Below are 22541 nucleotides of genomic sequence, written 5' to 3'. Positions count from 1 at the left end.
GCCACGCCTCCGAGGTGGCGCTGCTCGAGGCGGCACTGGCGCGTGACCTCGGCCAGCCGGCACCGCAGGCGCGGCTGCGACTGGCGGTCAACGCCGACAGCCTCGGGACCTGGTTCCTGCCCGCGCTGGTCGGGCGCGACATGCTCTTCGACATCGTGTTGGACGATCAGGCCTTCTCGGCCGACTGGCTGCGGCGGGGCGAGGTCTCGGCGGCGATTTGCGACCACGCCCGCCCGGTGCAGGGCTGCGATGCGGTGCCGCTCGGGCGGATGCGCTACGTGGCAACCTGCGCGCCGGACTTCCGGGAGAGGTATTTTGCAGAAGGGGTGACAGCCGAGAGCCTCGCCCGCGCGCCGCTGCTGCAGTTCGACGGCAAGGACGCGCTGCAGCACCATTGGCTGCGCCGGGTCACCGGGCAGGCGCTGCTGCCGCCCACGCACCGCCTGCCCTCGACGCAGGGCTTCGTCGAGGCGGCACGGCTGGGGATCGGCTGGGGGTTGAACCCGGAATTCCTCGCAGCGCCTCTGCTGGCCTCGGGCGCGTTGGTCGCCATGTGCCCGGACATGCCGGAGGACATCGCCCTGACGTGGCAGGTCAACCGGATGGTCGCCGCGGCGCTGGCCCCGCTGACCCGCGCCGTGCGGGCGCAGGCGCGTCAGTCCCTGCTGCCGTCCTGATCCGTCTCGACCTCGTGCAGCCCCATGGCGATGACCCCGCCGATCAGGCTCAGCCCGGCAAAGCCCGCCAGCGCCGCCACCGGCCCGACGATGGCCAGCACGCCGCCGAGCGCGCCGGTCAGCAGCAGCAGACCGCCGATCAGCGTGTTGGCCAGCGCGGCGTAGCTGGCGCGGCCCTCCTCGGGGGCCATGTCGACGAGATAGGTCGAGCGCCCCTGCCGCACCCCCTGCCAGGAGATCAGCAGCGCGAAAAGCAGCAATGGCGTCACCCAGACCGGCCCGGTCCAGCCGAGCAGCGCCGCCACCACCGCAAGCGCCATGGCACCGGCCCCGGTGAAGCCCGAGAGCACCAGCACCCGGCGCGCCGAGCGGTCTGCCATCCGCCCCCAGACCCAGCTCGACACGAAGCCTGCCAGCGCCGAGGCAAGCACCATGGCCCCGAGTTTCTGCAGCGCGCCGCCGTTCTCCTCGAGCAGCACGAGGTAGGGCGGCGCCAGCGAGGTCACGGTCAGCGCCCCGCGGCAGGCGATGAAGCGGCGGAACTGCGGGTCCTCGCGGAGCGGCGACAGATCAACGGGGGCGGCGTTCGGCTCGGGGTCGCTGTCCTCTTCCTCCAGCATCGCGAAGAGCGCCGCTGCACCTAGCCAGAGCGCAGCCGCAAGACCGATGGCCGCGGCGACGGGTGGCACGTCCTGCACCGCGCCCGACATCAGCAGCATCGCAAAGACCAGCACCCCGGCCGCGGCCACCGAGCCCGCCGTGCCGGTGATCGAGCCGCGCCGGGTCTTCGAGACGGTCTTGCCGAGCACGTCCTTGTAGCTGACCGAGGCCGCGGCGCGCGACAGCGCCAACCCCGCCAGCAAAGCGCAGAGCGCCAGCCCCGCCGCCATACCCTGCAAGGTCAGCGCCACGGCAGCCATACCCGCCGCCGCCAACCCCTGCCCGACCGAACCTGCCACCCAGATCCATTTGCGCTGGCGACTGCGCCGCACCACACCTGCCAGCAGGAGCTGCGGCAGCAGCGCCCCCGCCTCGCGGATCGGCACAAGCAGGCCGGTCACGGCGGTAGGCACACCAAGCGCCTGCGCCAGCCAGGTGAGCACCAGTTTGGGATTGAGCAGCCCATCGGCGAGCTTGGTCATCGACAGCGCCCCGACGTGGCGCAGCCCGTTACGGGCCTCTGACCTTGGGGCGCCGTCCTCGCCTTCGGTCAACCTGTCGTAGATCTGCGTCTCGTCGAAATGGGTCATGCGCCTGCCGCTGCTCGTCCGCCGGTGGGTCCGGCAGGGAAACGCCGCGGCGCAAGGGCCGGTTCCCGTGCAGGTCAGCCGATGCTGCGCGCAAGAACCCGGCTGATCGTCGTATGGGGCAGCCCGCTGTCCTCGGCCCAGGTGTTGAAGGCCTCCTGCACCGCCGCCAGCGCCTTGCGCGAACTGGGTGGCTTGTCGATCACCCCCTCGGCGTTCAGCCGCCCCACCACGTCGCGGCTCAGGACGTAGCCGTCCTTGCCCATCGTCCGCAACATGTAGGCGCCGGTATTGCCGCCAAGCCGGGCCCCGCTGCGCTTGAGCCAGTCGAGCAGCGCGTCGAACTCGGTCACCGGCCAGTCGGCGATCTTGCGGGCAAAACTCCCCGCCTCCGCGGCAACCTCGGTGAGGAAGGCGGCATTGTCGCGGATCGCCGCCAGCTTCGGCCCGGAGCGGATCACCCGCGTGTCCGAGAGCAGCGCATCGAAGGCATCGCCTTCGATCATCGCAACCCGCGCCGGCTCAAAGCCGTGGAAGGCCTCCTCGATGCCGGGCCATTTGGCCTCGACCACGCTCCAGCTGATGCCGGCCTGGAAGATCCCGCGCGCCATGGCGGCAAGGAAGCGGGCGTCGGGCTGCATGGCGATCTCATCGGGGCTCAGCGGTGCGGGGATGCCCGCCAGGGCCGCCTCCTGTCCGCCGTGGCGCTCGGCGGCGATGGCGAGGATCTCGTCGAATGTGCGCATGGGTGTTCCCTCCGTGGCTGGCAGCAGCGTGGCGCAAACACAGGCGATTAGAAAGCGCGGCGGCCTCGGTTGAGCTTGCGCGGGCGGCGTGCCACCGAGTTTCATATTCTGCCGGGAGAGCTTACCGGCAGCCCGGAGCTGATGCGCTATGTGAGATAGATGAGCTACCGGTGTGCCCTGACGCTCTCGCAGTTCTCGCGCCCGCATTCCTCGGCCTGCGGCATCGAAGAGCACCGCGACATCCTCGCGGCGCTCCGCCGGGCCGACGCCGCGCAGGCAAGGGCCCTCGCCCGCAGCCACCTGGAACAGGTCTCGGCCCGCGCGCAGTTCCGGGACGGCGGCCAGAGCGCCTATTCTCATCTCGACGCGCTGGAGCCATACGCCATTGGCGTACGCGAGACTGGCTGAAGCGGCTTACGCCTCGATGCCCCGCGCGGTGAGGATGCGCTCGGCGCTGTCGTTCCAGACGTCCATCTTCACGATCTTGCCGCCCTGCACCACGAAGCGGTCGACATAGCGGTTTCCCTCGAAGGGCGTACCGTCGGGCCATGCGCCGTAGAGGTAGCCGGTCGAGTAGACCACGGTGCCCTCGCTCCCCTGCGCCACGTCGAACTGGCGCATGTCCTTTTTCACCCAGGCGTACCGCATGGCGTTGAAGCCCGAGGGGCCCGAGGGGTGATGGTAGACCCTCCCGCCAGTGAAGGTGATCACCACCCCTTCGGCCACATAGGTGGCGGCGCGCTCCGGATCGGGCACCATGAGGCCTCGAGGTAGTCATGCACGATCTGCGCCTCGGGCGGCAGCGCGGCGTAGTCGATCCCGAGGGGGGCGGTCTTTTCGGCGGTCATCAGAGGTCCTTTCGCTGGTCCGGCGAGTCGGTTCTGGCACACCACGGGAATTAAGGAACCCGGGCGCGCAAATTCCATACAAGAATTGCATGCATTTTGCCCGAAGCTTGTGCAGGCTGCACCGCCAAGGCGATATTTCAGCGGCTTGACGGCGCACGACTTTGACAGTCGGCCAGGTCGAGCCTGCCTTGTGTGGGCGCCGAAACATGCGCATGGCCGGGTGGCTCTCCCGCCAGGAAGAGACCCGCGAAGAAAAGGCAAGAGCAGCACAATGACACTCGATCTCATCATCCGCGATGCGCGGCTTTCGGACGGCGCCGCCCCGGTCGACATCGGCATCGCGCAGGGGAGGATCGCGACCATCGCGACCGGCCTCGCCGGCGACGCCCCCTCGCTCGACGCAGAAGGCGGGCTGATCTTCCGCGGCTTTGCCGACAGCCACCTGCACCTCGACAAGGCCTGCATCCTCGAACGGGCGGTGAACCGCACCGGCGATCTGCAAGGTGCCCTTGCGGCGGTGGCGGCGGCCAAGAAGGCGTTCACGACCGAGGATGTCTACGCCCGCGGCGCGCGGGTGCTCGAGCAGGCAATCGGTCAGGGCACCACGCTCATCCGCACGCAGGTCGAGATCGACCCGGTGATCGGGCTGGCTGGCTTCGAGGCGGTCAAGCAGTTAAAAAAAGGATTATTCCTGGGCGCTGGACCTGCAGATCTGCGTCTTCCCTCAAGAGGGGCTGCTGAACTACCCGGGCACCGAGGCGCTGTTGCGCGCGGCGCTGGCGGAGGGCGCCGACCTGCTCGGCGGCTGCCCCTATACCGACACCGACCCCGAAGGTCAGATCGCCCTGCTCTTCGGGATGGCGCGTGAGTTCAATGTCGATCTCGATTTCCACCTCGATTTCGACCTCGACACCAGCTGGCGACATCTTGATGAGGTGGCGCGGCAGACCATCGCCTTTGGCATGCAGGGGCGCGTGGCGATCGGCCATGTGACCAAGCTCTCGATGCTGCCCGCGGACGCGCTGGCGCAGAGCGTGGCGCTGCTGAAGGATGCCGGGATCGCGCTCACCGTGCTGCCGGCAACCGATCTCTTCATCACCGGGCGCGGGTATGACCACGCGGTGCCGCGGGGCGTTGCCCCGGCGCACCGGTTCCACGCCGCGGGGGTTTGCTGCACCGTGGCGACAAACAACGTTCTGAACCCCTTCACCCCCTATGGCGATTGCTCGCTGCCGCGGATGGCGAACCTCTTTGCCAATGTCGCGCAGCTTGGCGGCCCCGAGGAGCTGACAGCCTGCTTCGCGATGGTCAGCAGCCATCCCTTCCGGCTGCTCGGGGTCTCCGACAGGATCGAGCCCGGCAGCCCCGCCGATCTGGTGCTGCTGCCCTGCGAGACCCGCGCCTCTGCCGTGGCCGAGATCAGGCGGCCGGTCTGGGGGATGCGCAGCGGCAGGATGACCTTCGAGGCGCCCGCGCCGAGGATCATCCGGCCTTAGGAACAGGGCGCCGACCCGCGCGGACTGAAGCCGCCGGCACACGGCGCGCATCCTCCTCCCGTTGCGCAAGCCGGCGGGGGCCGCCTCCCCGCCGCTTGACACCCCCTCCCCCGAGGGTCACAAGGCGGCACGACAAATAACCCGCAACCGGGCGTTCCGTGGGCGCCAGACCGACGAGGAGACTAGGCCTATGAGCCAGATTTCCCTGACATTCCCCGATGGCAATGCGCGCGAGTTCGACAAGGGCGTGACCCCTGCCGACGTGGCCGCAGCCATTTCCAAGAGCCTTTCGAAAAAGGCCATCTCCGCCACCGTGAACGGCGCGCATTGGGACCTTCAGTGGCCCATCGACGCCGACAGCACGATCGCGATCCACACCCTGCAGGACGAGGACCAGGCGCTCGAGCTGATCCGCCACGACCTCGCGCACGTGATGGCGCGCGCGGTGCAGGAGATCTGGCCCGACACCAAGGTCACCATCGGCCCGGTGACGGACAACGGCTGGTTCTACGACTTCGACCGTGCCGAGCCCTTCACCCCCGAGGACCTCGGCCAGATCGAGGCGAAGATGAAGGACATCATCAACGCCCGCGACGAGGTGAAGACCGAGATCTGGGACCGTGACCGCGCCCGCAAGTTCTACGAGGACAGCGGCGAGGGCTACAAGGTCGAGCTGGTGGACCGCATCCCCGTAGACGCGCCGATCCGCATGTACTGGCACGGCGAGTGGCAGGACCTCTGCCGCGGCCCGCACCTGCAGAACACCGGCCAGCTGCCGTCGGATGCCTTCAAGCTGATGGGCGTCTCGGGCGCCTACTGGTTCGGCGACGTCTCGCGCCCGATGCTGCAACGGATCACCGGCGTGGCCTTCCGCAACCGCGACGAGCTGAAGAAATACCTGAACTTCCTCGAGGAAGCGGCGAAGCGCGACCACCGCAAGCTGGGCCGCGAGATGGATCTCTTCCACCTCCAGCCCGAAGCGCCGGGGCAGATCTTCTGGCACCCCAACGGCTGGAAGATCTACACCACGCTGCAGGACTACATGCGCCGCCGGCAGGAGCGGGACGGCTACGTCGAGGTTAACACGCCGCAGGTTGTCGATCGCAAGCTCTGGGAGAAGTCCGGTCACTGGGACAACTACCAGGAAAACATGTTCATCGTCGAGGTTGACGAGGAGCATGCCCGCGAGAAGGCGATCAACGCGCTCAAGCCGATGAACTGCCCCTGCCACGTGCAGGTGTTCAACCAGGGCCTGAAGTCCTACCGCGACCTGCCGCTGCGCATGGCCGAATTCGGCTCGTGCAACCGTTACGAGCCCTCGGGCGCGCTGCATGGCATCATGCGGGTGCGCGGCTTCACCCAGGACGACGCACACATCTTCTGCACCGACGATCAGATCGAGGCGGAAACCAAGAAGTTCATCGAGTTCCTCGCCTCGATCTACGCGGATCTGGGCTTCGAGAACTGGACGATCAAGCTCTCGACCCGCCCCGAGAAGCGCATCGGCTCGGACGAGAGCTGGGACCGCGTCGAGGCGGCGCTTGGCGATGCGTGCCGCGCGGCGGGCTACGAGTACGAGATCCAGGAAGGCGAAGGCGCCTTCTATGGCCCCAAGCTCGAGTTCACCTTGACCGACGCGATCGGCCGGGACTGGCAGTGCGGTACGCTGCAGGTGGACCCCAACCTGCCCGAGCGCCTGGATGCGAGTTTCATCGGCCAGGACGGCGAGAAGCACCGCCCGGTCATGCTGCACCGCGCCGTGCTGGGCTCCTTCGAGCGCTTCATCGGCATCCTGATCGAGGAGCACGCCGGCAAGCTGCCGTTCTGGCTGGCGCCGCGTCAGGTGGTGGTCGCCTCGATCACCTCGGAGGCGGATGACTATGTGCTCGAGGTTGTCGCCGCGCTGAAGGCCGCCGGCGTCCGCGCCGAGGCGGACACGCGCAACGAGAAGATCAACTACAAGGTCCGTGAGCATTCCGTGGGCAAGGTGCCGGTGATCCTCGCCGTGGGGCACCGCGAGGTCGAGGAGCGCACCGTCACCGTGCGCCGTCTCGGCGAGAAGCAGACCGCGGTGCAGAGCCTCGACGAGATCGTCGCCGCCCTGTCGCTCGACGCCACCGCCCCCGACCTGCGCTGAGCCGGTCTTCTGAACATGAGAAAGCCCCGGGGGACTCCCCCGGGGCTTTTTCCTTTTTTATACCGGAGCGCCGCGACCTCAGCCCGCCAAAGCCGCCTCGACGTCCTTGGCCCAGCCAAGATACATGCGCTCCCCTGCGACGATCAGCGGGCGTTTCATCAGCGTGGGGTGGTCGGCCAGCAACTCCTTCGCCGGGCGGGCGCGCTGCGCCTCGTCCAATTCACGCCATGTCGTCGAGCGGGTGTTCACCAGCTTGTCGCCAAATTCCGCCAGCGCCGCGTCGATCACCTCGCCGGGCACGCCATCGGCCCGGACGTCGCGAAACTCCGCCCCTGGCAGGGATTTCAGCGCCTTGCGGCACGTGTCACAAGATTTCAGCCCGTATATCAGCATCCGCCATCTCCTTGATCTTTCCCGGCACCATTTATTGCCTAATGCCGCAACTGCGAAGCGTTTCTCTTGATTTTTGCAGGCACCGTGCAACTCTTGGCCCGTGACCTTCGATGATCAGACCCGGAAAGCCTCGATTTTCCCGCGTTTTCGACCGGGACAGGCATTCCTCCCCCTGAGAGGCGAATGTGACGGGGCGCCCGCATTACGGGTAGAAACAGGAAAGTTGGAAGGAGCACGGAAACATGCCGAGCGGCACCGTGAAATGGTTCAATACCACCAAAGGCTACGGCTTCATCGCGCCCGAAGAGGGGGGCAAGGATGTCTTCGTTCATATCTCGGCCGTCGAACGTTCAGGCCTTACCGGCCTCGCGGACAATCAGAAAGTGAGCTACGAGCTCAAGGAAGGCCGCGATGGACGCATGATGGCGTCCGACCTGAAAACACTTTAAAAACATACAGATAATATCAATGACCCTACCCCTATCGGGGTCGGGTCCGCGCAGCTTCTTGCTGCGGACGCCGTGCGGACCAGCCTCGGCGCGTATCACATGTCGCAGAGGGCGTCTTTCGGCAGGCTATTGGGTCTGCAGGCGCCGCGCTTCCTGCCCCGCCAGTCGGATCAGATCCATCATGTAGGGCTTTTCGAGATCCTCGGTGCGCGTCGCCGCATAAAGGTGCCGGGTGATCCCCGCTTCGGTCAACGGCCGGGTGATGTAATCGGAATTATATTTCACCTCGCGCACAACCCAATCGGGCAATACGGCCACACCGCGATTCGAGGCAACCAAAAGCAGAATCACCGCGGTCAGCTCGACTTGGCGAATCGCCGCCGGTTCGACTTTTGCCGGAGTCAGCAATTGCGAGAAGATATCGAGCCGTGCCCGATCCACCGGATAGGTGATTAGGGTCTCGCCCCGGAAGTCCTGCGCCTCGATCCACGGCTTCCCGGCGAGCGGATGCGAGGCGGCGGCTACGAAGACCGGATGATACTCGAAAAGCGGGGTGAAGGTGACGCCGGGCAGATCCTCAGGATCGGAGGAGATCACCACATCCACTTCTTCCTTCACCAACGCCGGAAGCGCGTCGAAAGCGAGACCCGGGCGGATGTCCACATCGACGTCGCCCCAGCTCTTGCGGAAGCTCTCGAGCACCGGAAAAAGCCACTCGAAACAGGCATGACACTCGATGGCGATGTGCAGCCGCCCGGCTGAGCCCGCGCGCAGCCCGTCGAACTCGGCCATTGCCGCCTCGACTTGCGGCAGCACCTGGTCGGCGAGCCGCAACAGCCGCAGCCCGGCGGCGGAAAGCTTCATCGGCTTCGAGCGCCGCACGAAAAGCTCGACCCCGGCCTGATCCTCGAGCCCCTTGATCTGGTGAGACAGCGCGGATTGCGTTATGTTCAGCTGATCGGCAGCACGCGCGAGCCCCCCCGGCCTCGTGGATGGCCTTGATCGTGCGCAGATGACGAAACTCGATGTGCATCCCAGCGTTCGCCTCATGTTGTTCTTGAGAAGTATGAGTTTGTCTCACAAAGGCTCATGTGTCACAAGGACCGAAATCCAAACTGGAGTCCCGGCCAATGACGCGCCCCGACATCTCTTTCGAATTCTTCCCGCCCCGCAACATCGAGGCGACCTTCCGGCTGTGGGACACGGTGCAGGCGCTTTCGCCGCTCGGTCCGCGCTTCGTGTCGGTCACCTATGGCGCCGGCGGCACCACCCGCGAGCTGACCCGTGACGTCGTCGCCACCCTGCACAAGAACTCCGGGCTCAAGGTCGCCGCGCACCTGACGTGCGTGGATGCGACCCGCGAGGAGACGCTGGCCATCGCGCGCCAGTTCCAAGAGGCGGGCGTGAATGACATCGTGGCGCTGCGGGGCGATCCGCCCAAGGGCGCCAGCGGCTTCACCCCCCACCCCGAGGGCTTCGGCTCTTCGGTCGAGCTGATCGAGGCGCTGCGCGAGACCGGTGATTTCACCATCCGCGTCGGCGCCTATCCCGACAAGCACCCCGAGGCGCCGTCGGCCACCGCCGATGTCGAGTACCTCAAGCGCAAGTTCGACGCCGGTGCGTCCGAGGCGCTGACCCAGTTCTTCTTCGAGGCCGAGAGCTTCTTCCGCTTCCGCGACGAATGCGAGAAGGCGGGCATCGACAAGCCGATCGTGCCCGGCATCCTGCCGATCGAGAACTGGAAGGGCGCGCGCCGCTTCGCCGAGGCCACCGGCACCAAGATCCCCGCCTGGGTGATCGAGGCCTTCGAGAAGGCCGAGCGCGACGACCGGCAGGACCTGCTGGCGACCGCGATGTGCACCGAGCTCTGCAACGAGCTGCTCGAAGGCGGCGTCGACAAGCTGCACTTCTACACGCTCAACCGCCCCGAGCTGACCCGCGACGTGTGCTTCGCGCTCGGCGTGACCCCGGACAACAAGCTCGAGAACGTCGCCTGACGACTTTGGGCGGGGCTTTCGCCGCCTGAAAGGCAGAAGACGCCCTTGCAGGCGCCGGCCCGTCCGCACGGGCCGGCGCTTCTGCATTCCTGCCCGTGCCGCGATGCCGCGCTTGGTGATGCGCTCACGCGTTGCCTCTTTTCCGCCCAATCTCGGCAACTTAGGAATTTCCTCACCCCGCGCCTGTTCCCTTCCTTGGTCCCATCCGCTTAACTGACCCGGGGGACAGACGAAGGGACAAGACGTGCGGCTGGCGGTTTTCACCGATCTCGACGGGACCCTGCTCGACCACGACACCTACTCCTATTCGGCCGCGCGGCCCGCGCTGGAGGAGCTCAAAGCGCGCGGCATCCCACTCATCCTTGCCTCCTCAAAGACCGCTGCCGAGATCGCGCCGCTGCATGCAGAGCTGGGCCTTGGCGACTGGCCCGCCATCGTCGAGAACGGCGCCGACCGGATTGCCCCCGGCGCCCTTTCGGAGGATGCGCCCGAGTATGAGAAGCTCCGCGCCGCATTGGCGGGCATGCCGGAGCACGCGCAACATTTCAAAGGCTTCGGCGACATGAACGCGGCGGAGGTCGCGCGTGTCACCGGCCTGCCCCTTGCGAACGCCGCCCTCGCCCGCAAGCGCCGCTTCACCGAGCCCGGCCTCTGGTCCGGCAGCGAAGGGCAGCAGGAGGCCTTCCTCGCGGCTCTCAGCCAGAAGGGCATCCATGCACGCAAGGGCGGGCGCTTCCTCACTCTCTCCTTCGGCGGCACCAAGGCGCAGCAGATGGCGGGCATCCTCGCCGATCTTGGCTGCGACAGATCCATCGCGCTCGGCGATGCGCCCAACGACATCGAGATGATCGAGGCCGCCACCTACGGCGTGATCATCCGCAACAACCACGGCACCGGCATTCCGCCCCTGCCCGGCGAGCAGACGGGACGCATCCGCCGCACCACCCTGCCCGGCCCCGAGGGCTGGAACGCCGCCATCCTCGACTTACTTGCAGACCTCGGGCTCTAGGAGACCACCGCCATGGCCGACTTCCAGCAGAACGGCAATATCGCCCAGTTCCACAACCTGCGCTCGCGCCCCATCGAGGAGATGATCTACGAGCTCGAGACCTATGCCCAGAGCCGGAAGATCTCGCTGATCCTGCCCTCGCTCTACTCCGAGCTCGAGGGCGATGCGCTGCCGGGCATCCTCAAGGAACTGGGCAAGGTCACCTATCTGCACCGCATCGTCATCGGCCTCGACCGCGCCAACGAGGCTCAATATCGCCACGCCCGCCAGTTCTTTTCCGTGCTGCCGCAGCAGACCACGGTGATCTGGAACGACAGCCCGCGAATGCTCGAGATCATGGGTCGGCTCGAGGCGCTCGGCCTCGCCCCTCAGGAGCCGGGCAAGGGCAAGAACGTCTGGGGCTGCATGGGCTATCTCATCTCCTGCGCCGACAGCGCGGTGATGGCGATCCATGATTGCGACATCGTCACCTACACGCGCGAGATGCTCGACCGGCTGGTCTATCCGGTGGCCAATCCGAGCTTCAGCTACCAGCTCTCCAAGGGCTACTACCCCCGCGTCGGCGGCGGCAAGCTGAACGGCCGGGTCACCCGCCTTCTGGTCTCGCCGCTCTTGATTGCGCTCAAGCGCACCATCGGTGACCGGGACTACATCGACTACCTGCGCGCCTTCCGCTACCCGCTCTCGGGTGAGATGGCGCTGCGCACCGGGCTCCTGCCCGACCTGCGCATCCCCTCGGACTGGGGGCTCGAGATCGGCGTTCTGTCGGAAGCCTGGCGCAATCTCGGCCCGCGCCAGGTCTGCCAGGTCGAGATCGCCGACATCTACGACCACAAGCACCAGGACCTCTCGCCCGAGGACGCCAGCCAGGGCCTCTCGCGCATGTCCGTGGACATTTGCAAGGCGATCTTCCGCAAGCTCGCCGCCGATGGCACGGTCTTTACCCCGCATGTCTTCCGTACGCTCAAGGCCACCTACTACCGCTCAGCGCTCGACCTGCTCGAGGCCTATTCTGCGGATGCCAAGATGAACGGGCTGAACATTGACCGCCACGCCGAGGAGCGCAGCATCGAGATGTTCGGCGAGAACATCGTCCGCGCCGGGCAGCTCTTCATCGAGAACCCCCAGGAGACGCCCTTCATCCCGACGTGGAACCGAGTGCATTCGGCCGACCCCTCGCTGCTGGCGGATTTCCGCGCCGCGGTGGCCGCGGACGATGCGGAATTCGGCTGACCGCCGGAAAAACCTCACGTCACCGTGATCACCGACGCTCGCGACGTCGCGTCTTTCCTCGCGTCGTCGCATTGACCTGACCCAGCTCCCGTCCGAGTAACTGATTTTTGAGCCCTGCCCGCGCCGGTCCTCCCCATTCCGGCCTCCCCGCGGGGCGCTTCAAATCAAAAGGAGGAGAAGAATGGGTCTCATCGGGATCATTCTGTCGCTGGGCTTGCTGATGTACCTGGCCTACCGCGGCATCAACGTGCTGATCCTGGCACCGCTTCTGGCCATGCTCGCCGTCCTGTTTTCGGGCGGGCTGCCGGTTATGGCCACCTACACGCAGGTCTTCATGAAGTCGCTCGGCGGCTACGTGATCACCTACTTCCCGCTGTTCCTGCTCGGCGCGATCTTCGGCAAGGTCATGGCCGACGGCGGCGCCGCGCGCACCATCGCCGAGAAGATCGTGGCCTGGGTCGGCGGTGACCGCGCCATCCTCGCCGTCGTGCTCGCCTGCGGCGTGCTCACCTTCGGCGGCGTGTCGCTCTTCGTGGTGGCCTTTGCCATCTACCCGATCGCCAACGCCCTGTTCCGCCGCGCCGACGTGCCCAAGCGCCTGCTGCCTGCGGCCATCGCGCTCGGCTCGTTCACCTTCACCATGACCGCCTTCCCCGGCACCCCGGCGATCCAGAACGCGATCCCGATCCCGTTCTTCGGCACCAACGTCTTCGCGGCACCGCTGCTCGGCACGCTGGCGGGCCTTATCATGCTCGGCGGCGGCACGCTCTGGCTGAGCCGCCGTGCCAAGGCGGCGCAGGCCCGCGGCGAGGGCTACGGCGTGCACGAGCGCACCGCGGCCGACAGCTCGCTGCCCGAGGATGCCGACATGCCCGGCTTCTTCGCGGCGATCCTGCCGGTCATCGCGGTGATCGCGCTCAACGCGCTGCTCACCTACGTGATCTTCCCGAACATGAGCGCCGACTACCTCGCCGACGCGCAATACGGCGAAACCTCGCTGTCGCGCGTCGCCGGCATCTGGGCGATCATCATCTCGCTCGTCGTGTCGATCGTGCTGGCGCTGGCGCTGAACTGGAAGCGCTTCGCCGACGTCAAGGAGACGGTGAACAAGGGAACGATGGGCTCGCTGCTGCCGATCTTCAACACCGCCTCCGAGGTCGGCTACGGCGCGGTGATCGCCTCGCTCCCGGCCTTCGCCCTGATCCGCGACGCGGTGCTTGGGCTCTTCCCGGGCAACCCGCTGGCCTCGCTGGCAGTGGCGGTGAACGTGCTTGCGGGCATCACCGGCTCGGCCTCGGGCGGCATGTCGATCGCGCTGAAGGCGCTCGGCGAGCAATTCGCCGCGATGGGTGCCGAACAGGGCATCAGCATGGAGCTGATGCACCGGGTGACGGCGCTCTCGTCCGGCGGCTTCGACGCGCTGCCGCACAACGGCGCGGTGATCACCCTGCTGGCGATCACCGGCATGACCCACCGCAAGAGCTACTCGGACATCTTCGTGGTGGCCGTGGCGATCCCGGTGCTGGCAACAATCACGGTTATCGTGCTGGGCTCGCTGGGTCTCTGACACGCGCAGCACGACAGACGCGAAACGGGGCGCCTTGGGGCGCCCCGTTTTCATTGCGCCGCTAGGCGTCGATCCCCTTGCGCCGCTTGCGCCGCCCGTAGGTGGCCACGCGCCAGACATAGACCCCGACGATCCCCACCACCACCGCGGTCGACACCGGGTCGAGCCAGCCCGCCACCAGCCCGTATTGCGCCTGCAGCAGGTAGCCCGCCATCGCCAGCACCGTCGTCCAGCTCACGGTCCCCACGGTGGTGAAAGCCAGAAAGCTCGCCATCGGCATCCGCGCCACTCCGGCGGGCACCGAGATGAAGGTGCGCACCGTCGGGATCAGCCGCCCGATCAGCACCGCGCTGCCGCCATGCCGGGTGAACCAGTCGTTTGAACGGTCGAGATCCTCGGGCAGGATGGTCAGCCAGCGCCCATGCCGCGCCGCCAGCCGCTTCAGCCGCTGCGTCCCGAGCCGCCGCCCGATCCAGTACCAGAAGAGCGCCCCGGCGAGCGAGCCGAGCGAGCCCGCGACAATGACCGCCAGCAGGTGCTCGCGCCCGGCGGCGGCGTTGAAGCCGCCGAGCGGCATGATCAGCTCGGAAGGAATCGGCGGAAAGACATTCTCGAGAAACATCAGCACGGCGATGCCGATCGCCCCCACCGCGTCGACAAACCCCGAGATCCAGTCGAACATATCGCCCTCCGCTTGACGTCCGACAGCACAACGCGCGCCCGCGCCTCCGGGTTCACCCGCCGTGCGAGATCGGCCTTTCTTCTAGGCAAAAACATCCCGGGGGAGACGCGCGCAGCGCGGCGGGGGCAGAGCCCCCTCTGTCCGAACCTGCCGCTCTGTGAGCGGCGGGGGCAGAGTCCCCTCTGCCCGAACCTGCCGCTCTGTGAGTGGCGGGGGCAGAGCCCCCTTCTCTTCTCGTCGATGCCGGCCGCCCGCCAAGCCCTATCCGCGGTTCGAGATCCACCGGCACTGGTAGGGCGCCAGCGTCACCGCGCCGGCCTCGATGGTCTCGCCCGACAAAAGGTCGACCCATTGCTCGTCGGCGATGAGGTTCAGCCCCTCGTGCGGGATCACCACCTCCTCGTCCGAGCAGTTGTGCAGCGCGAAGATCGACTGCGCCCGGTCGAGCGACTGCCGCCACAGGCCGAAGACCCGCTCGTCGAGATTGAGGGTGAATTGCGTGGCATTGGGGTGGAAGCCCGCCTGCGCCGAGCGCAGCGTCAGCCGCTCCGACAGCCTCTCCAGCACCCGCGCGTGCACGGTCTCCGGATCGTCGAGCAGCGCGTTGAGTTCCGCGTAGTCCCAGCGGTGCCGGTTGATCGCCCGGTTCATGCCGCGTCGCTGCACCGCCTCGAGATCGTTCGGCGTACCGAGCATCGAGTGGATGTAGAAGGCCGGGATGCCCTCGAGCGACATGACGATGGTCTGCGAGCAGAGGAAGCGCGCGAGGTGGTTGCCGTCCTCGCCCCTGTAGGTGCGCGCCATCGCCGCGAAGAAAGCGCAGTTGAGCTCGTAGACGCTTTCGCCGCCGCCGGGCAGCGAGCGCATCGAGGCCAGCCCGCCAAGCTCGCGCGCGGTGTCGATCACCCGGGCCACCTCCTCGGGCGGCAGCAGCCCCTCGGCGGGGCGCATGCCGATGCCGTCGTGGCTGGCGGTGAAGTTGAGATAGGCGCAGCCGAGCGGCGCCGGCGGCATCGCCCGCTGCCAGGCGTTGAGATATTTCGCCGTCCCCGCCATCATCGCGTGCAGCACCAGCGGCGGCAGCGGGAAGTTGTAGACCATATGCGCCTCGTTGCGGTTGCCGAAGTACGACAGGTTCTCGGCTTTCGGCACGTTGGTCTCGGTCAGCAGGATGATGCTCTCGGTGGCGTAATCGGCGAGCAGCCGCAGCAGGCGGATCACCGCATGGGTCTGCGGCAGGTGGATGCAATTGGTGCCGATCTCCTTCCACAGGAAGGCCACCGCATCGAGCCGGATGATCCGCACCCCCATGTCGACATGCAGGCGAATGATCCGCAGGATCTCGAGCAGCACCTCGGGGTTGCGGAAATCGAGGTCGATCTGGTCGTGGCTGAAGGTGCACCAGACGTGGCGCGGGCCCATCGCCGTCTCGACCTCCTGCAGCAGCGGCGTGGTACGCGGGCGCACCACCATCGACACGTCGTCCGACGGCTCGGCCTCGAAGAAGAATCCGTCGTAGGGCTTTTGCCCCTGCCGGTAGGCATTGAACCAGACCCCCTGAGACGAGACGTGGTTGAGCACCAGATCCGACATCAGGTGGAACTCGTCGCCGATGCGGGTGATGTCGACCCAGTCACCGAGCTGCGGGTTCACCTTGCGATAGTCGGTGACTGCGAAACCGTCGTCCGAGGTGAAGGGAAAGAAGGGCAGGATGTGCACCCCGTTCACCACGCCCTTCATGTGCCGCAGCAGGAAGTCGTTCATCAGGTCGAGCGGCTTGTGGCTGCCGTCGATCAGGCTGTCGCCATAGGTGATCAGCACCGCGTCCTTCTGCGACCAGAGATTGTTGCCGGGTTTGCGCGGCTGGCGGCGGCGGCCCCTGCCCGGATGATCGGGGGTCTCGGGCCAGAAGGCATCGATGACCTGGCTGGAAAGAATGTCGGCATTGAGATCGGGGTAGATGAAATGAAGCAGTTCCGAAAGGCGGGCGCTGAAGGAAGTCTCGGTCATGAAAACGGGTCTCGACGGGTCCGGGTTGGGAGGACCGGAAGGCCAGGGACGGCGCGGAATTCCGGGCACTTACCCTTGGGGTAAGCAATGAGCCCCGCTTTCACAAGCGTTTACTCCCCGCAGCGGGCCTCTTCGCCCCTGCCCGGCCACCCGGCGGCCCGAGATTGGGCAAAGGTTTCCGAAAGCGCCCTTGTCGCATCTTCGGGGAAACATGTCGCGCCAGCACGACGCCGTGGAGCGATCTTGCCGCAGGATCGGCCTGCAATCCGCTTGACCTCGCCCGGCGCAGGCGGCAGCGATCTGTCCACGCCTTTAGTCCAGAAAAGAAACGCCCTCCCATGAGCTCCTCCTACGCCCTCACCGTGCACTGCCCCTCCACCCGCGGCATCGTCGCCGCCGTTGCCGGCTTCCTCGCCGAGCAGGGCTGCAACATCACCGACAGTGCCCAGTTCGACGACCTCGGCACCGGCAGCTTCTTCATGCGGGTGAGCTTCCTGAGCGAGACCGGCGCGGAACTGGCCGAACTCGAGGCCGCCTTCGCCGCGGTGGCCGAGCGGTTCGGCATGGAGTTCGCCTTCCATGACGAGGCGACCAAGATGAAGGTCGTGGTGATGGTCTCGCGCTTCGGGCATTGCCTGAACGACCTCCTTTACCGCTGCCGCATCGGCGCGCTGCCAATCGAGATCGTCGCGGTGATCTCGAACCACATGGACTACCAGAAGGTGGTGGTGAACGCCGACATCCCCTTCCATTGCATCAAGGTCACACGCGAGAACAAGCCGCAGGCCGAGGCGGCGATCATGCAGGTCGTCGCGGACTCGGGCGCCGAGCTGATCGTGCTGGCCCGCTACATGCAGATCCTCTCCGACGAGATGTGCCGCAAGATGTCGGGGCGGATCATCAACATCCACCATTCGTTCCTGCCCTCGTTCAAGGGTGCCAACCCCTACAAGCAGGCCTTCCAGCGCGGCGTGAAGCTGATCGGGGCAACCTCGCACTACGTCACCGCCGACCTCGACGAGGGTCCGATCATCGAGCAGGACATCGTGCGCGTGACCCACGCGCAATCGCCCGAGGACTACGTCTCGCTCGGCCGCGACGTCGAGGCACAGGTGCTGGCCCGCGCCATCCATGCCCATGCCCACCGCCGGGTGTTCCTCAACGGCGACAAGACCGTGGTCTTCCCCGCCTCGCCGGGCTCCTACAGCTCCGAACGGATGGGCTGAGGGCGACTCTTTTGCCGCTATCCCCCCACCGCAGGGCTTCGGCCTGCGGTGGACGGGGGCGAGTGAGCACCCAAGGCATCATGCCGTCTTTCCTGCGATGGAGGCAGCCCCCCCTCGCAGCGATAGCCCCCTGCACGCAGCAATGCCCGGTCCGAAAAGCGCCGGGACCGGACCGCTCGAACCGCGCGTCAGCGGCAGCCTCGCCCCCGCCGTTGGAGGCGACTGCTTGTCAGCGCAGCCCGGAGTTGGGCGAAAATTTGTCTCAAAATTGGGCACTTGCCCCGCTGGCCGCTTTCAAAATCCCGCGAAGCTTCGCAGAGCGAGAGACGCAAAGCTTGCGTGGCGTCAATTTTCGGTCAACCCTCGCGCCGCGGAGTTTGCCTAAATTTTGGCTGTCATGAACCCGTCAAATAAAAAAACCTACACGCGCGTCACGGCTGCTACGGCCGGGACCGGGAAACGGGGAGATACGATTGTGAAAGCGAATACAAAGATTTGGCTCGCGGGTGTCGCAGCGCTGATGGCCACCACCTCGATGGTGCAGGCTCAGGACATGGCCGCGCTCGAAGCGGCGGCAAGGGAAGAGGGCATGCTGACCACCATCGCCCTGCCGCACAGCTGGTGCGGCTACGGCGACGTGATCGCCGGCTTCAAGGCGAAATACCCCGAGATCGAGGTCAACGAGTTGAACCCCGATGCCGGTTCGGCCGACGAGCTGGAGGCCGTCCGCGCCAACAAGGGCAACACCGGCCCGCAGGCGCCCGACGTTCTGGACGTGGGTCTCTCCTTCGGCCCGCAGGCCAAGGAAGAAGGCCTGCTGCAGCCCTACAAGGTCTCGACCTGGGACGAGATCCCCGACGCGGTCAAGGACGAGGAAGGCTACTGGTACGGCGATTATTACGGCGTGATGTCCTTCATGGTGAACAAGGACCTGATCGACACCACCCCCGAGGACTGGTCGGACCTGCTGAAGCCGGAATACGCCGGCTCGGTGGCGCTGGCGGGTGACCCGCGCGCCTCGAACCAAGCAATCCTCGCGGTGCTCGCTGCGGGCATGGCCGAGGGCGGTGCCGCCGGCAAGGATGCTGGCGCCAAGGGTCTAGAGTTCTTCAAGAAGATGAACGAGGCGGGCAACTTCGTGCCGGTGATCGGCAAGGCCGGCACGCTGGCGCAGGGCGCGACCCCGATCACCATCATGTGGGATTACAACGCCCTCGCTGCCCGCGACACGCTGAACGGCAACCCGCCGGTCGACGTTGTGGTGCCGAAGTCGGGCGTTCTTGCCGGCGTCTACGTGCAGGGCATCTCGGCCCATGCGCCCCACCCCAACGCCGCCAAGCTCTGGATGGAGTATCTCTACTCCGACGAGGGCCAGAGCCTCTGGCTCAAGGGCTACTGCCACCCGGCGCGCTTCAACGCCATGGCCGCCGCCGACAAGATCCCGGCGGAGCTGCTCGAGGCGCTGCCGCCGGCGGAAAGCTACGAGGCCGCCTACTTCCCGACGCTCGACGAGCAGGCGGGCAACAAGGAAGCGGTTGTCGGCGGCTGGGATGCCGTCGTGGGCGCCAACGTCCAGTAAACCCTAACGTCACGGGGCCCGCGGATGTTTCCCCCGGGGGCCCCTTTCCCGTCCCGGTCGCGTCAGGTGATCCGGGGCGGGATCGGCGTATCCTGTTCTGCCCATGTTCTGCCCATGTCCGGACCCTGTGTGACTGATGTGACTTCCCCTCCGCCGAAGCGCCGCTGGCGCCCGAGCCTGACATGGCTGGGCCTGCTGCCCTTCGCAGTGTTCATCCTGTTGTTCCTGGTGATGCCGACGATGAAGATCGTCCTCGGGGCCTTCCAGCGCGCCGACGGCTCTTTCACCTTCGAGAACATCGCCGGGCTCTTCACCCCCTCGATCCTCTCGTCCTACTGGATCTCGATCAAGATCTCCGTCGCCTCCTCGGCCTTCGGCTGCCTCATCGGCTTCCTGATGGCGGCGGCCATGGTGCTGGGCGGGCTGCCGCGGGGCATCCGCTCGCCGCTGATGACCTTCTCGGGGGTCGCCTCCAACTTTGCCGGGGTGCCCCTGGCCTTCGCCTTCCTGGCGACGCTCGGACCACTGGGTCTGGTGACCGTCTTCCTGCGCACCGAGTTCGGCATCAACCTGCGGGTCATGGGGTTCAACATCCTCAGCTTCTGGGGGCTGACGATCACTTACCTGTTCTTCCAGATCCCGCTGATGATCCTGATCATCACGCCGGCTCTGGACGGGCTGAAGCGCGAATGGCGCGAGGCGGCCTCCTGCCTCGGCGCCAGCGGCGCGCAATACTGGCGGATCGTGGCGCTGCCGATCCTCTTTCCGACCATCCTCGGCACCTTCGCGCTGCTCTTTGCAAACGCCTTCGGCGCCGTGGCGACCGCCATCGCGCTCACCGGCAGCTCGCTCAACATCGTGCCGATCATGCTTTTCGCGCAGATCCGCGGCGACGTGCTGGGCAATCCGCACCTCGGCTATGCCATGGCCTTCGGAATGATCCTCGTCACGGGCCTCGCCAACGTCGTCTACATCGTGCTGCGCATCCGCTCCGAGAGGTGGCTGAAATGACCAGGGCCGCGTCCTGGGCCGTGCTTCTGCTGGGCCTGACCTATTTCATCCTGCCGCTGGTCGGCATGGTCGAATTCTCGCTGTCGATGCGCCGGGGCGAATACAGCTTCGACGCCTATGCCGCCGTGCTGGCCGACCCGCAGTTCCGCGAGACCTTCTCCTACTCGGTGGTGATGGCCCTGCTGACCATCGTCTTCGGCATCCTGCTGGTGGTGCCGACCGCCTTCTGGGTGCGGCTGAAGCTGCCGCGCCTGCGGCCGCTGGTCGAGTTCGTCACCCTGCTGCCGCTGGTCATCCCGGCCATCGTCACCGTCTTCGGCTACATCCGGCTCTACAACACCTCCAGCTGGCTGCCCCTCACCGGCACGATCTTCGGCACGAACCTCTTGCTGATGTTCGGCTACGCCATGCTGTCGCTGCCCTACATGTACCGCGCGGTGGACACCGGGCTGCGCACCATCGACGTCGCCACGCTGACCGAGGCGGCGCAGAGCCTCGGCGCGGGCTGGGTCACCATCATCACCCGGCTGATCCTGCCCAACGTGCTGGTCGCCGTGCTCTCGGGCTCCTTCGTGACCTTCGCCATCGTCATGGGCGAGTTCACCATGGCGGCGCTGCTCAACCGTCCCGCCTTCGGGCCCTACCTGCAGCTGATGGGAGCCAACAAGGCCTACGAGCCCTTCGCGCTCGCCACCATCGCCTTCATCATCACCTGGGCCTGCATGGGGCTGATCCAGCTGGTCACCAGATTCACCAAGCACGACAAGGCGGGCCGATGAGCTTCCTGACGATTTCCCACCTGGAAAAGAGCTTCGGCGTCACCCGCGTCGTGAAAAACTTCAATCTAGACGTCGAGAAGGGCGAGTTCATCTCGCTGCTCGGCCCTTCGGGCTGCGGCAAGACCACCGTGCTGCGCATGGTCGCGGGCTTCGAGACCCCGAGCGCCGGCAATATCACGATCGAGGGGCGCGAGGTCTCGAGCCTGCGCCCCAACCAGCGCAACATCGGCATGGTGTTCCAGGCCTACGCGCTCTTCCCCAACCTTACCGTGGCGCAGAACGTCGGCTTTGGCCTGCGGGTCAAGGGCGTGCCCGCGCGCGAGATCGCCGCCCGTGTCGAGGAGATGCTGGCGCTGATCGGCCTGCCCGAGCTGGGGGATCGCTATCCGTTCCAGCTCTCGGGCGGGCAGCAACAGCGCGTGGCGCTGGCTCGGGCGCTGGCCCCCAAGCCGCAGGTGCTGCTGCTCGACGAGCCGCTCTCGGCGCTCGACGCCAAGGTGCGGGTCAGCCTGCGCAACGAGATCCGGGCGATCCAGCGCGAGCTTGGCATCACCACCATCTTCGTCACCCATGACCAGGAAGAGGCGCTCTCGATGTCCGACCGCATCGTGGTGATGCACCAGGGCGTGGCCGAGCAGGTGGGAACCCCCTTCGAGATCTACAACACGCCCGCCACCCGTTTCGTCGCGGGATTCGTCGGCACGCTGAACACGCTCGACGCCAAGGTGCTCGACCCCTCCATCGGCCGGGTGAAACTGGGCGGGAACGAGATGACGCTGGGCCGCGCGATCCCGCCGGGTGAAGCGCTGCTTGGCCTGCGCCCCGAGATGCTGCGCCTCGGCGCGCATCCGGGCGAAGCGGCGCTGACCGGGACGATCACCGAGCTCGACTTCCTCGGCTCGGTCATCCGGCTGCGCATCGACCTGGGCGGGCAGCCGCTGGCGGTCGATCTTTTCAACACCACACGGCAGGCTCCCCCCAAGGTGGGCGAGACCGTCTCGCTGGCGCTCAATCCTTCGGATGCGTTGGTGATTGGCGGGTAGGGTCAACCGTCGGGCGCGTCGGGGGCGGCCAACACACATCCCGGGCATCACAATGGCCGAGACAGGAAAAATGGTTTCCGACATGTCCCCAGGCTTCAGGAAACTTCGAAAACTTGCTGCGAAACCAATGATTTGTTTTGAGACTGGTGCCCCCACACGGACTCGAACCGCGGACCTACTGATTACAAATCAGGTGCTTTTCCGATCTATAAGGGCTTTTAAGCCCCCACGAAGGGGTTCCAACATCAATTTCGCTCATATAAAACACTTCAACGCACCTAAATTGGTTCACCGAACCAAGAGCGCATGATTGATCAGGCGCCAGAAGACAGACAGACAATACTCATGACATACACAGTTCAGTCGTTCTCGTGGGGAATTTCGCCGAATTTGAAATAGAAACGATTGAAGA

The 22541-nt window shown here is 66.3% G+C and carries 22 protein-coding genes, 1 tRNA gene and 1 pseudogene; 15 read left to right on the top strand and 9 right to left on the bottom strand.

Going from position 1 to position 22541, the window contains the following annotated elements; translation table 11 throughout:
* The coding region (locus CLG85_RS18095) for an ArgP/LysG family DNA-binding transcriptional regulator (protein ID WP_260349801.1) at window positions 1-677 on the top strand (677 nt) is incomplete at its 5' end.
* On the opposite strand, the gene CLG85_RS18090 is transcribed toward CLG85_RS18095, so the two are convergent.
* A complete protein-coding gene (locus CLG85_RS18090; protein ID WP_260349800.1) occupies window positions 656-1927 on the bottom strand; it encodes an MFS transporter in 1272 nt (423 codons plus the stop codon). The two genes, CLG85_RS18095 and CLG85_RS18090, sit on opposite strands and share 22 nt — an antisense overlap.
* Window positions 1928-2001: 74 nt before the next feature.
* The gene (locus CLG85_RS18085; RefSeq protein ID WP_095880961.1) at window positions 2002-2670 is read right to left on the bottom strand and encodes a DNA-3-methyladenine glycosylase I; all 669 of its coding nucleotides are present in this window, start codon (window positions 2668-2670) and stop codon (window positions 2002-2004) included.
* 159 nt (window positions 2671-2829) lie between these two features.
* Between CLG85_RS18085 and CLG85_RS18080 the strand changes: the two genes are divergently transcribed.
* Window positions 2830-3078: an FCD domain-containing protein gene (locus CLG85_RS18080; RefSeq protein WP_095880960.1), complete on the top strand. Its 249-nt coding sequence runs from the start codon at window positions 2830-2832 to the stop codon at window positions 3076-3078.
* 6 nt (window positions 3079-3084) lie between these two features.
* Here CLG85_RS18080 and CLG85_RS18075 read toward each other — a convergent pair whose 3' ends face one another.
* Together CLG85_RS18075 and CLG85_RS18070 are read right to left on the bottom strand one after the other, a co-directional pair.
* A complete protein-coding gene (locus CLG85_RS18075; protein WP_235865299.1) occupies window positions 3085-3429 on the bottom strand; it encodes a nuclear transport factor 2-like protein in 345 nt (114 codons plus the stop codon).
* A complete protein-coding gene (locus tag CLG85_RS18070) occupies window positions 3378-3518 on the bottom strand; it encodes a hypothetical protein (RefSeq protein WP_260349798.1) in 141 nt (46 codons plus the stop codon). Before CLG85_RS18070 ends, CLG85_RS18075 begins: the two co-directional genes overlap by 52 nt.
* A 271-nt stretch (window positions 3519-3789) precedes the next feature.
* On the opposite strand from CLG85_RS18070, the gene CLG85_RS18065 reads away from it, so the two are divergent.
* From CLG85_RS18065 to thrS, 3 genes are all read left to right on the top strand, one after another.
* On the top strand, window positions 3790-4386 hold the full coding sequence (locus CLG85_RS18065) for an amidohydrolase family protein (protein ID WP_260349796.1): 597 nt from the start codon (window positions 3790-3792) through the stop codon (window positions 4384-4386).
* A complete protein-coding gene (locus CLG85_RS18060) occupies window positions 4283-5014 on the top strand; it encodes an amidohydrolase family protein (protein ID WP_260349795.1) in 732 nt (243 codons plus the stop codon). The genes CLG85_RS18065 and CLG85_RS18060 overlap by 104 nt, the downstream gene beginning before the upstream one ends.
* Before the next feature lie 190 nt (window positions 5015-5204).
* Window positions 5205-7151 carry a threonine--tRNA ligase gene (gene thrS, locus CLG85_RS18055; protein WP_095880957.1) on the top strand — a complete coding sequence of 649 codons (1947 nt, stop codon included), beginning with the start codon at window positions 5205-5207 and terminating at the stop codon, window positions 7149-7151.
* Window positions 7152-7229: 78 nt separating this feature from the next.
* Here thrS and CLG85_RS18050 read toward each other — a convergent pair whose 3' ends face one another.
* Window positions 7230-7544 (bottom strand): ArsC/Spx/MgsR family protein, encoded by a 315-nt coding sequence (locus CLG85_RS18050; protein WP_095880956.1) that lies wholly within the window; start codon window positions 7542-7544, stop codon window positions 7230-7232.
* A 242-nt stretch (window positions 7545-7786) separates the two neighbouring features.
* On the opposite strand from CLG85_RS18050, the gene CLG85_RS18045 reads away from it, so the two are divergent.
* Window positions 7787-7993: a cold-shock protein gene (locus CLG85_RS18045; protein ID WP_008885598.1), complete on the top strand. Its 207-nt coding sequence runs from the start codon at window positions 7787-7789 to the stop codon at window positions 7991-7993.
* 126 nt (window positions 7994-8119) lie between these two features.
* On the opposite strand, the pseudogene CLG85_RS18040 reads toward CLG85_RS18045, so the two are convergent.
* Window positions 8120-9026 (bottom strand): annotated as a pseudogene (locus tag CLG85_RS18040) (LysR family transcriptional regulator).
* A gap of 97 nt (window positions 9027-9123) precedes the next feature.
* Here CLG85_RS18040 and metF point away from each other — a divergent pair.
* From metF to CLG85_RS18020, 4 genes are all read left to right on the top strand, one after another.
* Window positions 9124-9990 carry a methylenetetrahydrofolate reductase [NAD(P)H] gene (metF, locus tag CLG85_RS18035; protein ID WP_095880954.1) on the top strand — a complete coding sequence of 289 codons (867 nt, stop codon included), beginning with the start codon at window positions 9124-9126 and terminating at the stop codon, window positions 9988-9990.
* Between the two features lie 244 nt (window positions 9991-10234).
* Window positions 10235-10999, top strand: a complete 765-nt coding sequence (locus CLG85_RS18030; protein WP_095880953.1) for an HAD-IIB family hydrolase — start codon at window positions 10235-10237, stop codon at window positions 10997-10999.
* A 12-nt stretch (window positions 11000-11011) separates the two neighbouring features.
* Window positions 11012-12232 carry a glycosyltransferase family protein gene (locus CLG85_RS18025; protein WP_095880952.1) on the top strand — a complete coding sequence of 407 codons (1221 nt, stop codon included), beginning with the start codon at window positions 11012-11014 and terminating at the stop codon, window positions 12230-12232.
* A 181-nt stretch (window positions 12233-12413) separates the two neighbouring features.
* Window positions 12414-13799, top strand: coding sequence for a GntP family permease (locus tag CLG85_RS18020; protein WP_095880951.1), 1386 nt, complete (start codon window positions 12414-12416; stop codon window positions 13797-13799).
* A gap of 61 nt (window positions 13800-13860) precedes the next feature.
* Here the strand turns inward: CLG85_RS18020 and CLG85_RS18015 are convergent, their stop codons facing one another.
* Window positions 13861-14481, bottom strand: coding sequence for a DedA family protein (locus CLG85_RS18015; RefSeq protein WP_095880950.1), 621 nt, complete (start codon window positions 14479-14481; stop codon window positions 13861-13863).
* A 261-nt stretch (window positions 14482-14742) separates the two neighbouring features.
* Window positions 14743-16491, bottom strand: coding sequence for an alpha-amylase family glycosyl hydrolase (locus tag CLG85_RS18010; protein WP_095880613.1), 1749 nt, complete (start codon window positions 16489-16491; stop codon window positions 14743-14745).
* A gap of 338 nt (window positions 16492-16829) precedes the next feature.
* Here CLG85_RS18010 and purU point away from each other — a divergent pair, with 338 nt between their 5' ends.
* From purU to CLG85_RS17985, 5 genes are all read left to right on the top strand, one after another.
* On the top strand, window positions 16830-17717 hold the full coding sequence (gene purU / locus CLG85_RS18005; protein ID WP_095880612.1) for a formyltetrahydrofolate deformylase: 888 nt from the start codon (window positions 16830-16832) through the stop codon (window positions 17715-17717).
* A 520-nt stretch (window positions 17718-18237) separates the two neighbouring features.
* Window positions 18238-19296 carry an ABC transporter substrate-binding protein gene (locus CLG85_RS18000; protein WP_095880611.1) on the top strand — a complete coding sequence of 353 codons (1059 nt, stop codon included), beginning with the start codon at window positions 18238-18240 and terminating at the stop codon, window positions 19294-19296.
* A gap of 129 nt (window positions 19297-19425) precedes the next feature.
* Window positions 19426-20307 carry an ABC transporter permease gene (locus CLG85_RS17995; protein ID WP_217989677.1) on the top strand — a complete coding sequence of 294 codons (882 nt, stop codon included), beginning with the start codon at window positions 19426-19428 and terminating at the stop codon, window positions 20305-20307.
* Window positions 20304-21086 carry an ABC transporter permease gene (locus tag CLG85_RS17990; RefSeq protein ID WP_095880609.1) on the top strand — a complete coding sequence of 261 codons (783 nt, stop codon included), beginning with the start codon at window positions 20304-20306 and terminating at the stop codon, window positions 21084-21086. The genes CLG85_RS17995 and CLG85_RS17990 overlap by 4 nt, the downstream gene beginning before the upstream one ends.
* A complete protein-coding gene (locus CLG85_RS17985; RefSeq protein WP_095880608.1) occupies window positions 21083-22129 on the top strand; it encodes an ABC transporter ATP-binding protein in 1047 nt (348 codons plus the stop codon). Before CLG85_RS17990 ends, CLG85_RS17985 begins: the two co-directional genes overlap by 4 nt.
* A 144-nt stretch (window positions 22130-22273) precedes the next feature.
* Here the strand turns inward: CLG85_RS17985 and CLG85_RS17980 are convergent.
* Window positions 22274-22345: transfer RNA gene (locus CLG85_RS17980), tRNA-Thr, on the bottom strand.
* Window positions 22346-22541 lie beyond the last annotated feature (196 nt).

The sequence above is a fragment of the Alloyangia mangrovi genome (assembly GCF_002300555.2).
GTDB lineage: Bacteria > Pseudomonadota > Alphaproteobacteria > Rhodobacterales > Rhodobacteraceae > Salipiger > Salipiger mangrovi.
The sequence above is the reverse complement of the archived record's forward strand: the minus strand, read 5'-3'. Positions and strand labels throughout refer to the sequence as shown.

Bases quoted from the DNA above. Each gene is read 5' to 3' on its own strand.
- CLG85_RS18090 (WP_260349800.1), bottom strand. From the start codon at position 1,927: ATGACCCATTTCGACGAGACGCAGATCTACGACAGGTTGACCGAAGGC.
- CLG85_RS18085 (WP_095880961.1), bottom strand. From the start codon at position 2,670: ATGCGCACATTCGACGAGATCCTCGCCATCGCCGCCGAGCGCCACGGC.
- CLG85_RS18080 (WP_095880960.1), top strand. From the start codon at position 2,830: ATGAGCTACCGGTGTGCCCTGACGCTCTCGCAGTTCTCGCGCCCGCAT.
- CLG85_RS18075 (WP_235865299.1), bottom strand. From the start codon at position 3,429: ATGGTGCCCGATCCGGAGCGCGCCGCCACCTATGTGGCCGAAGGGGTG.
- CLG85_RS18070 (WP_260349798.1), bottom strand. From the start codon at position 3,518: ATGACCGCCGAAAAGACCGCCCCCCTCGGGATCGACTACGCCGCGCTG.
- CLG85_RS18065 (WP_260349796.1), top strand. From the start codon at position 3,790: ATGACACTCGATCTCATCATCCGCGATGCGCGGCTTTCGGACGGCGCC.
- thrS (WP_095880957.1), top strand. From the start codon at position 5,205: ATGAGCCAGATTTCCCTGACATTCCCCGATGGCAATGCGCGCGAGTTC.
- CLG85_RS18050 (WP_095880956.1), bottom strand. From the start codon at position 7,544: ATGCTGATATACGGGCTGAAATCTTGTGACACGTGCCGCAAGGCGCTG.
- CLG85_RS18045 (WP_008885598.1), top strand. From the start codon at position 7,787: ATGCCGAGCGGCACCGTGAAATGGTTCAATACCACCAAAGGCTACGGC.
- metF (WP_095880954.1), top strand. From the start codon at position 9,124: ATGACGCGCCCCGACATCTCTTTCGAATTCTTCCCGCCCCGCAACATC.
- CLG85_RS18025 (WP_095880952.1), top strand. From the start codon at position 11,012: ATGGCCGACTTCCAGCAGAACGGCAATATCGCCCAGTTCCACAACCTG.
- CLG85_RS18020 (WP_095880951.1), top strand. From the start codon at position 12,414: ATGGGTCTCATCGGGATCATTCTGTCGCTGGGCTTGCTGATGTACCTG.
- CLG85_RS18015 (WP_095880950.1), bottom strand. From the start codon at position 14,481: ATGTTCGACTGGATCTCGGGGTTTGTCGACGCGGTGGGGGCGATCGGC.
- CLG85_RS18010 (WP_095880613.1), bottom strand. From the start codon at position 16,491: ATGACCGAGACTTCCTTCAGCGCCCGCCTTTCGGAACTGCTTCATTTC.
- purU (WP_095880612.1), top strand. From the start codon at position 16,830: ATGAGCTCCTCCTACGCCCTCACCGTGCACTGCCCCTCCACCCGCGGC.
- CLG85_RS18000 (WP_095880611.1), top strand. From the start codon at position 18,238: ATGGCCACCACCTCGATGGTGCAGGCTCAGGACATGGCCGCGCTCGAA.
- CLG85_RS17990 (WP_095880609.1), top strand. From the start codon at position 20,304: ATGACCAGGGCCGCGTCCTGGGCCGTGCTTCTGCTGGGCCTGACCTAT.
- CLG85_RS17985 (WP_095880608.1), top strand. From the start codon at position 21,083: ATGAGCTTCCTGACGATTTCCCACCTGGAAAAGAGCTTCGGCGTCACC.